Here is a 12320-nt window from a genome sequence, read left to right as displayed (position 1 = left end):
AACTCAACTGAGCTGTAGAGGAGCTGAGTATATGACGAAGATTGAATCACATGCAATGTCAATTGGATATGGAAAGCGAAAAGTATTAAATAATCTATCATTAAAAATACCAGAATCTAAGATTACATGTATCATTGGGCCTAATGGCTGTGGCAAATCAACGTTATTAAAAACTATCGCCCGGCTTCTAAAACCAGCGAATGGAAGTGTAACCCTGGATGGGAAATCAATCCATAAACAAGCTACGAAAGTAATCGCTCAAGAAATAGCAATATTGACTCAAGCACCACAAACGCCAGAGGACATAACAGTGAAAGAATTAGTGTCATATGGAAGGGCACCCTATCAAAAAGGATTTGGGCAGCTACAAACAAAAGACTGGGAAAAAATTCATTGGGCATTAGATCAAGCGCAATTACTCAATCAAGCAGATCGTTCAGTCAGTTCATTATCTGGGGGACAAAAACAAAGAGTCTGGATTGCAATGGCGCTTGCGCAGGATACAGATTGTCTCCTTTTGGATGAACCGACAACGTATCTAGATATGGCACATCAACTAGAAGTCTTGCAAGTTTTAGAGACACTCAACAAGAAATATAAGCGGACTATTGTAATGGTACTGCACGATTTGAACCATGCTTCAAGATTTTCAGATCATCTTATTGCAATTCGTGAAGGGGAAGTCATGAAGTCTGGTACACCAGAAGAAGTCATGCAGCCGGACATTTTACGAGCGGTCTTTGATATAGAAGCAAGTATTGTAGAAGACCCTCATACAGGAAAGCCGGCTCTTCTCAGCTATCAGTTAATAGAATAACAGGTTGATTTAAGAAGAGGCTGGGACAAAAGTCTTAACAAACAAATAAGATCCGCTGAAAATCTACTTGAGATTTCAGTGGATCTTATTTGTTTATGTAAGCAAAAGGAGCACGGCTTTGGTATAATATAATCACCACAAAAACATCATAGAAAGGGTGCTCCTTATGTATACTCAATATACCATGAACCAAACAACCTTGCCATTAGAAATGAACTGTTACTTACCAGAAAATCATATCGTCTACTCTATTCATCAAGTTGTGGAAGATTTAGATGACTCGCAATATCACTTAATTGAAAACGACTTTGGTCGCCCGGCTTATCACCCGAAAGTTTTACTCAAAGCGCTACTATTTGCCTATTCAGAAGGGATTTTTTCCGGTCGGAAAATCGAGAAAATGATGCAAGAAAATATAGCGATGCAATGGTTAACAGGTCAAACGTTAGTGTCTTATCGTACAATTAATCGATTCAGAGTGTCAGAAGTGACTAAGGCTATTTTACAAGATCTCTATTGCACGTTTTCTCTTCGTTTAAAAGAAGAAAAACTGATTGAAGGAAAAGCGCTATTTATAGATGGTACGAAGTTCGAAGCAGACGCCAATAAATATACCTTTGTTTGGAAGAAAGCCACGGATCAATTCTACTCTACTTTAAAAGAAAAAGAAATTCACTACTATGAAGAAGAGATCGCCCCACTCATCGATCAAGCGGTCGAAAGAGATCAAAATCAGGAGTTTACTAAAAAAGAAATTGAGGAACTATATGAACTTCTTCAAAAAGAGCTGGAAAAGATTGAAACAGAAATTAATCAGGAAAACGAAAAAGAGGTACTTAAGAAAAAGAAGAAAAAGCGTCGTTCCTTGAAAAAACATAGAAATAGATTGAAAAAGGACTTTATACCTAGAGAACAGAAATATGAAGATTACTACAGCACATTTGACGGTCGAAATAGCTTCTCTAAGACAGACAAAACGGCTACTTTCATGCGTATGAAAGACGATCATATGAGAAACGGCCAATTAAAGCCAGGCTATAATATCCAAATCGCAACGGAAAACCAGTTTGTTTTGCATACACAAGTCTATCCTAATCCAACGGATACAAGAACCCTTATCCCGTTTTTGCATTCGCTTCCTAAACCCATTCAACCGTCCACTTATATTGTGGCAGATGCAGGATATGGTAGCCAAGAAAATTTAAAATATTTAGAACGGTCCGGATGGACTGGCTTGGTTAAATACGGCATGTACGAAAAGGAACAGAAAAAGAAATACAGACTTTCGGATAGAAATAGAGAGAATTGGATTCACGATGAAGATCAAAATACCTATACACATCCTGATGGGACTATCTATGCGTACGGTTATGTTAGTAGGCAAAAAACAGATTCTGGATTTGTAAGATTGTCTCATATTTACCAATCGACGGATCCAAGTTACAAAAATGGGAGAAAATCATTTTCCATTAACTATGAGTACGAAGAACAAAAACTAAATATTAGAGAAAAGCTTTCGTCAGAAGAAGGGACTCAATTTTATGGTAAACGTAAAATTGATGTAGAACCAACTTTCGGACAGGTGAAGGCCAATTTGAGGTTCACTCGATTTTCAGTTCGTGGAAAATCGAATGTAGAAAATGAAACGAATCTGATCTTCATGGCTAATAACCTACGAAAATATAATAAAAGAAAGAAAAAATAGAATCATTCAGTAAGTAGAACCCCTGAGAGAATTGTATTCTACAATTTTCTCAGGGGTTCTCTATATTTAAAGACTTTCAGAGACTTTTGTCCCAGCCTCTTCTTAATGCACAGATAGAAGTTCACTAAACAAAATATCAAGTCGAACTCTTTGGTATTCTTACTTAACTTTGTTAGAGTAAGCATATAATGGAAAATGAAAGGAAGCGTTATAACAATGAACGTACTAGTTGTTGGAGCGAACGGACAAATCGGAACTCACCTTGTAGAAAAATTAAATGAAACAGAAAGCTATAAACCAGTTGCTTTTGTAAGAAAAGAAGAACAAGTGGCTAAGTTCGAAGATAAAGGTATAGAAGCAAGACTTGGTAACTTAGAAAGTTCAGTAACAGATATAAAAAAAAGCATGAAAGATATTGATGCAATCGTCTTTACAGCAGGATCTGGTGGAAATACTGGAACAGATAAAACAATGTTAATTGATCTTGACGGTGCTGTAAAAGTAATGGAAGCAGCAGAAGATATGAATATCAAGCGTTTTGTTATGGTTAGTGCTTTCCAAGCAGATGTAAGAGAAAATTGGAGCGAAGAAATGAAACCATACTTTGCTGCTAAACATTATGCAGATAAATTCTTGATGAATAGTGATTTAAACTATACAATCGTTCGTCCGGGTATGCTTGAAAATAAACCTGCAATCGGAAAGGTATCACTAACTAGAGCACTAACTGAAGCAACTGATCCAATGACGATACCAAGAGAAGATGTTGCGCAATTGATTGTAGCAGTATTAGAAAATGACCACACTTACTTACAGTCATTTGACGTAACAACGGGTGATAAAGAAATTGAAGAAGCGTTAAACGAATTATAATTTGAATTTTAAAGCTTTCTCGAGCTAGGATAATAGTTCGAGAAAGTTTTTTTGTATTTTGTATGATGAAGAAAAATAAAAATATTTGGCTTTAACCTATGAAAAGGAAATGAATATGGAAGAGCAAAAGGGATTATACAATCAAACATCCACAATAAGCAAAACGCTGATACGATAATCTCAAAATTTAAGAATCAGTTTAGATTTCATCTAATAAGTGCAAAGATAATATAGAATGCTATAATACGAATAGATTCAGTAGAATTAAAAATAGTTATTTGAAGGGAAGTATAATTATGAAGCAATTAACAACCAAATTCATTAAAACTTTAACAATTATGACAACAATGGCATCGATAGCACTGTTTGGAAATGAAAAAGCAGAAGCTGCCGAAGGTATAGATACGAGTGTCGTGGATGAAGCATGGGGATTACCTACTTATGTGTATGGTGGTGGTCTGGATGAAACTCAAATCCAGGATACTGCAGATATTCTTGGAATTGATAGTATGGAAAATGTGGCTAGTGTAGAGGTGACTGGAGAAGATTTACAAACGTATCTGGGTACAGGCTCTGGAAATACAGCAAGTATGATTTCGTCTGTACTGGTACAACGTGAAGACGAAGGAGAAGGCGTCAATGTATTGATTGAAACGCCGGATGATATTACAGAGATTACTCAGGAACAATATGCGAATGCTGCTATTACAGCTGGTGTTGAAGATGTAACGATCATGGTCGCTAGTATTCGTCCCGTAACAGGAGAAAGTGCACTGACGGGCATCTATAAAGCTTTTGATGTAAATGGTGAAGAGCTGGATCAGGACCGTATGGAAGCAGCTCAAGAAGAATTAGAGACGACTAACCAGATTGCACAGGAAAATAGTGGAGATTCAGAATTTGACACTTCTAGGTTTGATCAGGCGATTGTCGAAATCAAACAACAGCTAGCAGAGCTGAAAGAACAACAAGGAGAACTGGCAACAAGAGAAGATATTGAACGAATCATTAACGATGCATTGGAAAATAACAACTTGCAAAATGTGATTTCTCAAGAACAACTAGATCGTTTGTTGTCGTTCTTTGAGACATACCAGCGAACTGGTGCAATTGATTCTGATCAGGTAAAAGAACAGTTAGGAAAATTATCCAGTGATATTCGTTCAAGATTTGGTGATGCTTTTCAAGAAGCTGAAGACAGTGGTCTATTTGATAAAATAGGAAATTTCTTTCGTTCAATTTGGGAGGCTATCTCAGGGTTCTTTAACTAAATAGTTAAAAGCACGTTACTCATTAACTTTTGAGTAACGTGCTTTCATTTTAGTCTATTAAGTTCACTAAGAAGTATTTTTTCTTTCCTCGACGAACAATTACAAATTGATTTTCAAAACTGTCTTTTTCTGATAATACATAGTCAACATCTTTAATACGTTCACCTTTGATTAAGATCGCACCGTTTTTAATATCTTCTCGAGCTTGGCGTCGAGAAGGCTCAATATTAGTTACGTCTACCAAAAATTCAACTAAATTATGGTTCCCTTTAGTAGCTTCTGAAGAAGGAACATCTTTGAATGTTGCTGCAATCTGTTCAGCTGTAAGGTCTTGAATCTCACCAGAAAATAAAGCTTTAGAAATCTGAATGGCTTCATCCAATGCAGCTTGTCCATGTACAAAACGAGTCATCTCTTCAGCTAGCGCCTTTTGAGCAGCGCGTTTGTGCGGCTCAGTTTCTACTTGTTCTGCTAAAACATCAATTTCTTCTTTTGATAAGAAAGTAAAGTATTTAAGGTATTTTATGACATCACGATCATCTTGATTAAACCAGAACTGGTAGAACTCATAAGGAGTTGTTTTTTCAGGATCTAGCCATATTGCACCATCTGCTGATTTACCGAATTTTGTTCCATCTGCTTTTAATAGTAAAGGAATCGTCAAACCAAATGCTTTTGCTTCAGAACCTTCTTTTTTACGTATCAAGTCAAGACCAGCTGTGATGTTACCCCATTGATCGGATCCACCGATTTGAAGCTGAACATCTTCATTCTGGAACAAATGTAAAAAGTCGACAGACTGAATGATCTGGTAACTGAATTCTGTAAAAGAGATTCCGGTGTCCATGCGGTTAGCAACGACATCTTTTGCTAACATCGTGTTGATATTGAATTCTTTTCCGTAGTCTCTTAAAAAGTCAAGAAAGCTCAGATTACTTAACCAGTCATAATTGTTGACCAGTTTGATTCCAGAATGTTCAGCACCAGCTTCAAATAAACTACGCATTTGTCCACTTAATTTTTCAGCGTTTGAAACAATTTTGTCCATCGTCTGGAGTACTCGTTCAGAGTTTCGTCCGCTTGGATCGCCGATAGATCCTGTTCCTCCTCCAATTACAATGACGGGTTTATGCCCGGCCAACTGAAATCTTTTTAAAATCATAAAAGGAATTAGGTGTCCTACATGCATACTATCTCCGGAAGGATCGATACCACAGTATAAAGCGACACTTTTTTCCTCTGTCAATTCTCTTAAACCCTCTTCATCTGTCTGTTGATTAATGGCTCCGCGCCATTCTAATTCATCTAGTATATTCATGGTTCATCTCCTTTGATTTTGATTATTATTTAATTTTTTATCTATGACTGTCCAGTGTTCATAGCGGCTTTTATCTATAGTAGTCTCTTTATTACTCTGCTCATCTAGAACTTTTAAAATAAGCGGGGAAGCATTTAGTTCATTCAATTCACTTATCTTGACCCATGTAACTCCGTCTGAATCATTTAAACCATCGGCTACATATAAAGGAAGATCACTGACTTCTTCGTGCAGTGAAACTGTATATAATGCGAAAACATGGTGAGTCGTTACTGATTTTGTATGAGGTTTTATAAAAGTATCATAGATTCTAGGATGGCTATATTTTTTGACTTTCTGTCCTGTTTCCTCGTACACTTCTCTGACTAGCGTTTCAGTCAGACCTTCTCCAGGTTCCTGGCTTCCACCGGGAAGATCATACCGATTTTTATACGGTCCTGAATTTTTATGAATACATAAAATATGCCCTTGTTCAATTACTACACCATATACACCGAAATGCAGAGTATATTCAGGTTCATCCAATACTATCACCATCCTTTCAATAAAAATCAATATTTGAACCTTGAATTGTCAAATTAAGTGCAACGCTACACCGAAAAATACTTCATAGGGTGTTTTCCAGTTTAAACACTTCCTTGGGCGTAAGTTGAGTTTACGAACATATTGATCTACAACCTGATCAGTGACCGTATCCATCTCTTTTGTTTTCGGTAAATACTCTCTTAATAAGCCGTTAGTGTTTTCGTTCGTCCCTCGTTGCCAGGGAGCATGTGGGTCAGGAAAGTAGAATTGGACGTTATTAAGAGCTTTAGTGATTTCCCAATGTCTTGAGAACGCCTTACCACGGTCTGGAGTAATTGATTTTACTTGATTAGATTCAATAGAAGAGAATAAATGAATCATCTTATCTCTGACTAGTTCAGATCGTTTTTTCTCGATTTTTCCACTCATCAAGTATCTTGATCTACGGTCGGTAAGCGTAACTAAACAAGCACCACCCGTCTTACCAGCCACTGTGTCTGCCTCCCAATGACCAATTTCAGAACGATCATTAGCAGTAGCTGGACGCTCATGAATCGTATTAGAGATCTGTATTTTACCTCTTCTCTCAATATGATGTTTCGTATGTCTAGTTTTTCCACGGTGTCTGAGAGAACGAACCAGCCCGCGGTTTCCTTTACTGAGTGGTTCTGTTTCAAATAGACCCCTGTAGATTCCGCGATAAATGGTAGGGTAACTTATATGGATACCTACCTGTTCGTCTTTCAATCGATAGGCAATCTCTTCAGGTGACCATTGTTCTTCTACGAATAGCCTTCGAACGATTTTCCAAACCTTGGGATTAGACAAAATCAACTTTCGCCCACAGTTTTGCTTTCTGTAAGAATATAACGTCTGAGCAATGATAGGAGAATAAGTCCCCTTCTTAAAATTACGTTTCAGTTCTCTAGAGATCGTTGACGGACTTCGGTCGACGGCAGCGGCAATAGTACGAATAGAATGACCTTGGTTGAACATTAAAAATAGTTTTTCTCGTTCAAATATTGTAAGATGGTTATAGTGGCTCATAGCTATCTTCCTTTCAAATAGTGTTCTGGACAACCCTATTTTAACTGGAATTTAGCTAGGGGTCTTTTTTAAGGATTAGGTGTTGCACTTAAAGTGTATATTCAAGACATAAAAAAACCCCCATAAAAAGTATAAACTTTTTACCGGGACGAACAGCGCCGTGGTACCACCCTGATTAAAATGGACGAAACAGACCATTTTCACTTATTCCCATAACGCTGGGTAGCGCCTGTAGAGGAAAGCTCCAAGGTGTACTTCATTTGATCTGTATGTGCGAATTTCCAGCAGCCATTCGCTTTCTAAGACAGTGACAGATAAACTACTATGCCCATTCATCGCTTATTTGCATTATATATGAATTTCAGTATAATTTATTAAAAATCATTAGTCAACTTTCGATAAGAAAAAGTCTTTTAAAATAATTAAAAGTAGTTAAATCAAGACTTACTTCATAAAAAAATAGATTCATACTTTAATACGGGCAAAGCAGTTCTTTACAAGTTCTAGGTATGCTAAAATAAATAATGATAGATATTTGCAGAAAGGAAGACGGTTAGTGGTAACGAAAAGACAAGAAACATTTAGGCTAGAAGTAAAACCAAAAGCACCAGAAGAGTCTCAAGTGATATGGAAACAGTACCGTTTTACAGTATTGACACCTGCAATGATCAGAGTGGAATATGATCCGAATGCAACGTTTGAAGATTCTGCAACACAGACGATTTTAAATCGAGATTTTGAGACTCCTGAATATAAGTTGAAAGAGACAGATGAATTTATTGAAATCATTACTACCCATGTTCATCTGAACTTCCATAAAGAATTAGGAGGATTCACGAAAAATAATTTAAATATTGAAGCGCTAGGGAATTATAGTTTATATCATAGCACTTGGTATTTTGGGGATAAGCCCGATACACTGAAAGGTACGGCTCGCACACTGGATTTTTCAGATGGAGCAATTGATTTAGAAGAAGGGTTGATGAGTAAGAACGGCTTTTCAATCATTGATGATAGCCATTCAATGAAGCTGCTGAATAATGGATGGGTAGATAAACGAGAATCCAATATCGTTGATATTTATTTCCTGGGATATGGTAGAGACTATTTAGGTACATTAAGAGATTATCATCACCTTACAGGTAAGACACCTAAATTACCTAGATACGCTTTAGGGAACTGGTGGAGCAGATATTATCCGTATTCAGAAAATGGCTATAAAAAGCTGATCAGAAAATTTGGAGAGAAGCAAATACCATTTTCAGTAGCCGTACTAGATATGGATTGGCATGTGACGGAAGTTCCTTCAGAATACGGCTCTGGATGGACAGGATATACATGGAATAATGAATTGTTTCCTGATCCAGAAGAATTTTTGGGATGGTTGCATGAACAAGGTCTTAAAACGACATTGAATCTGCACCCCGCAAATGGCGTACAGCCTTTTGAAGAAATGTATGAACCAATGGCAAAAGAATTAGATGTTGATACAGAAAACGGAGAGCCGATTAACTTTGATATTGCTGATCCTGAATTCTTGAATGCTTACTTTGAATATTTACATCATCCCCATGAGGAAATTGGAGTAGATTTCTGGTGGATTGACTGGCAGCAAGGCAGTGTTACCAAAGTAGAAGGACTGGACCCATTGTGGATGCTGAACCATTATCATTATCTGGATTTAGGTAGAGGTGAAAACAGATCACTAATTTTTTCTAGGTATGCGGGGTTAGGGTCACACCGCTATCCAATCGGATTTTCTGGGGATACTGCTTCGACTTGGGATGCTTTGAATTTTCAACCTTATTTCACATCAACTGCCTCAAATGTAGGGTATAATTGGTGGAGTCATGATATCGGTGGTCATATTGGTGGAGTGAAAGACAGTGAATTATTCATACGTTGGGTACAATTCGGAGTCTTTTCTCCGATTAATCGACTGCATAGTCAAGACGGAGAATTCAGTGGTAAAGAACCTTGGCGTTATGGGCTGAAAGCCGAAAGAATCGTGACTCAGTTCATGCAGTTGCGGCACAAGCTGATTCCTTATTTATATACAATGAATGTACTAACGCATACAGACAACTTTCCGTTGATTCGTCCTATGTATTATCACCATCCTAGAGAAGATGAAGCATATGAAGCACCAAATCAGTATTTCTTTGGGACACAGTTGCTAGTTGCACCTATTACAACGCCGCTTAGAGGAGATTTACGTCTTGCACAAGTCAAAACATGGCTTCCAGAAGGTATGTGGATTGATTTCTTTAATGGGCGAATGTATGAAGGTGGCAGGGTACTAGATGTCTACCGCCCGATTTCGACAATGCCGGTTTTTGCGAAAGCAGGTGGAATCGTCCCTATGGATCAATCTTTTGGAAATAGCGTAGATAACCCTGAAAAAATGGATGTACGTATTTTTGCTGGAGCTGATGGCAGCTTTACAATGTATGAGGACGATGGTCTGGGAAAAAACGATGAACATGCTACGACTAAATTTTCATTGAAATGGCATGAAGAAGATACAGACTGGTCTTACTTCCAGATTCAAGAACCGGAAGGAGACTGGGAATGCCTGCCGGAAAAAAGACAGTACACTTTGACATTTGTTGGATTTTCATATGATGATGTACCAGAAGTCTATGTAAAAGATAAATTAGTAGATGTCAAATTAACCAAAAGAGGCAAATTTACAACTGTAGAAATCCCTGAACAAGAAATTGATTCCTGGTACTTTGTACGATTTAGAGGTGTATCAGCTAAGAAAAATGATATGTATGGAGAAATCTTTAGATTCTTAGATCGTGCACAGCTATCGACTAGCTTGAAAGAAAAAATTTATGCAACTGTTCGTAAGAGTCGTAATAGTGCAAGAGTCATTAGTGGTTTGCTTGCTTTAGATATTGATCCCGATTTACTTGAAGCACTGAGCGAGCTGATCTGGGCAAATCCTGATGATGTAGATTAAGAGGATAGTCACAAAATGATAAGGAGCTAGAGTGAAATCTAGTTCCTTTTGTTTCTTATGAAGATTAAGGATAAGAGAATACAATGATTTTTTAAGAATATTTTATAAATTTCTCAGCATATTATGAGACGTTTGGCGATCTAAGATGATATAGTAGTAAAAATCCTTTTATAGAAAGTGAGTTTATCTATGAAAAAAGTTGTGTTTTTTGATATCGATGGAACACTGGTCTCAAGACAGAATTATATTCCAGAATCTGCTAAAAGAGCTATCAAAGAACTTAAAAAACAAGATATTTTACCTGTTATTGCTACAGGGCGTGCTACTGTACTGCTGGAAGAAGTTAGAAATGAATTAGAGATAGACAGCTATATTGCAATGAATGGACAATATATTGTACTTGAAGGCGAACCGATTTATACTAATCCTATTTCAGAGGATCTGTTGGTTAGATTGATGGAACAGGCTGCAGAAGATAGAAAAGGGATTGTTTTATGTGGGACAGAAGATATTTTCAGTAATTCAATAATCTCTCTAGTGCAAAGAAGTTCAATGTTGAAAGTTCTCAAAAGTATAGGGAAAATTGTTCCAAATAAAATCCAAATGTCTTTATTCAGTCGGTTGATTCGTAAGCCACCTAAACCCGAAGATTATAAAGGAAAAGATATTTGTCAAGTAATCCTTGAAGTTAGAGAGCGAGAAGAAAGTGTTTATAGAGAGAACTTTAAAGAGCTGCATTTTGCGCGATCGAATGATTATACAGTGGATGTAATCAGTTCGGGTGTTACTAAAGCTACAGGTATAGAAAAAATGGTTAAAGAGCTTGGTGTTGAATTGGAAAACACTTATGCTTTTGGAGATAGTCTGAATGATTTAGAAATGATTCAATATGTTGGAACAGGTGTCTCAATGGGAAATGGTTGGGATGAACTGAAAAAAGTAGCCGACATGATTACAGAAGATGTTTCAGAAGATGGAATCGAAAAGGGTTTGAAGAAGTTGAACTTGATTCCTTGAAAGAAATGATTTAGTAACTGTCCTTGGTAATGAGGACAGTTATTTTTGACTAAATAATTAAAATATAGTTTTCTAAAAAGCAGAGGAGTATGTCAATGGATTTAACGGTGCGAACACAAGAAGGGAAATTGAATTTAAGAGTAGCTGCTTGGATAACAGATGCAAATAAAATATTAGTCACTACATTTCCCGATGGGAATATGTCATTGCCTGGGGGAAGAATAAAATTTGGTGAGACTACACTAGAAGCGGTTAAAAGAGAAATACTAGAAGAAACGGGAGAAAAATTATTAAATCCAGAATTATATGCTGTCATTGAAAACTTCTATGAAAGAGATGATAAAATCCATGAATTACTCTTCATTTTTAAAGGAGAAATTGGAATTAGAGAAAGCTATAGTGGGACAGAAGAAAACAGTGAATTAATTACTTGGATAGAAAAGAAGCAGATACATAAACTTAAACCAGAAGTGTTAAGCAAGCTAATCTATGATACGAAGAACATAGAACATTATACAAATGTTGAAAGTACTTAAATGCATTTAGTCATAAGTCATCTCGCAAAAAAGAGTTTAGCATTTATCACCAATGGAGTTACGTTCATTAAATTAAGATAGATACTAAAATATCTTTTCAGGATGAAGGTATTTTTCGTACCTTCATTCTGCTGTTTTTGTATGCTATACTATTTAGGTATATCGAACAGGGAATACTTATTTAGGAAGATTCATCATGCTGCTGAAGCAGTACTTCAATAAATAAAAATTTATGAGTTATAG

10 protein-coding genes and 1 other annotated feature are annotated in these 12320 nt (G+C 36.7%); of the genes, 7 read left to right on the top strand and 3 right to left on the bottom strand.

The genetic code is table 11. The features are described from left to right. Positions 1 to 31: 31 nt before the first annotated feature. The 4 genes from BKP56_RS00835 to BKP56_RS00820 all read left to right on the top strand — a co-directional run bounded on the left by BKP56_RS00835 (position 32) and on the right by BKP56_RS00820 (position 4666). The gene (locus BKP56_RS00835) at positions 32 to 817 is read left to right on the top strand and encodes an ABC transporter ATP-binding protein (protein WP_072693301.1); all 786 of its coding nucleotides are present in this window, start codon (positions 32 to 34) and stop codon (positions 815 to 817) included. Between the two features lie 166 nt (positions 818 to 983). Further along, on the top strand, positions 984 to 2522 hold the full coding sequence (locus tag BKP56_RS00830) for an IS1182 family transposase (RefSeq protein ID WP_072693300.1): 1539 nt from the start codon (positions 984 to 986) through the stop codon (positions 2520 to 2522). Between the two features lie 216 nt (positions 2523 to 2738). Next, on the top strand, positions 2739 to 3395 hold the full coding sequence (locus tag BKP56_RS00825) for an SDR family oxidoreductase (protein ID WP_072693299.1): 657 nt from the start codon (positions 2739 to 2741) through the stop codon (positions 3393 to 3395). 296 nt (positions 3396 to 3691) lie between these two features. Continuing rightward, positions 3692 to 4666, top strand: a complete 975-nt coding sequence (locus BKP56_RS00820) for a DUF1002 domain-containing protein (protein ID WP_072693298.1) — start codon at positions 3692 to 3694, stop codon at positions 4664 to 4666. A gap of 49 nt (positions 4667 to 4715) precedes the next feature. On the opposite strand, the gene tyrS is transcribed toward BKP56_RS00820, so the two are convergent. From tyrS to BKP56_RS00805, 3 genes are read right to left on the bottom strand one after another with little or no spacing between them, the layout of a single operon-like run. Further along, positions 4716 to 5984, bottom strand: a complete 1269-nt coding sequence (tyrS, locus tag BKP56_RS00815; RefSeq protein WP_072693297.1) for a tyrosine--tRNA ligase — start codon at positions 5982 to 5984, stop codon at positions 4716 to 4718. 3 nt (positions 5985 to 5987) lie between these two features. Next, positions 5988 to 6509, bottom strand: coding sequence for an NUDIX hydrolase (locus tag BKP56_RS00810; protein WP_232226908.1), 522 nt, complete (start codon positions 6507 to 6509; stop codon positions 5988 to 5990). A gap of 48 nt (positions 6510 to 6557) precedes the next feature. After that, positions 6558 to 7556, bottom strand: a complete 999-nt coding sequence (locus BKP56_RS00805; protein WP_072693296.1) for an IS30 family transposase — start codon at positions 7554 to 7556, stop codon at positions 6558 to 6560. A 141-nt stretch (positions 7557 to 7697) separates the two neighbouring features. Beyond that, positions 7698 to 7901: a binding site (T-box leader), on the bottom strand. Positions 7902 to 8112: 211 nt separating this feature from the next. Here BKP56_RS00805 and BKP56_RS00800 point away from each other — a divergent pair. The 3 genes from BKP56_RS00800 to BKP56_RS00790 all read left to right on the top strand — a co-directional run bounded on the left by BKP56_RS00800 (position 8113) and on the right by BKP56_RS00790 (position 12077). Continuing rightward, entirely contained in the window at positions 8113 to 10524 is a 2412-nt protein-coding gene (locus BKP56_RS00800) for a glycoside hydrolase family 31 protein (RefSeq protein WP_072693295.1), read from the top strand. Positions 10525 to 10713: 189 nt separating this feature from the next. Then, positions 10714 to 11541 carry a Cof-type HAD-IIB family hydrolase gene (locus BKP56_RS00795; protein ID WP_072693294.1) on the top strand — a complete coding sequence of 276 codons (828 nt, stop codon included), beginning with the start codon at positions 10714 to 10716 and terminating at the stop codon, positions 11539 to 11541. A gap of 95 nt (positions 11542 to 11636) precedes the next feature. Continuing rightward, positions 11637 to 12077, top strand: a complete 441-nt coding sequence (locus BKP56_RS00790) for an NUDIX domain-containing protein (RefSeq protein ID WP_072693293.1) — start codon at positions 11637 to 11639, stop codon at positions 12075 to 12077. Positions 12078 to 12320 lie beyond the last annotated feature (243 nt).

The sequence above is a fragment of the Marinilactibacillus sp. 15R genome (assembly GCF_001895285.1).
Classification (GTDB): Bacteria; Bacillota; Bacilli; order Lactobacillales; family Carnobacteriaceae_A; genus Marinilactibacillus; species Marinilactibacillus piezotolerans.
This window is presented reverse-complemented; position numbering and strand designations above follow the sequence as displayed.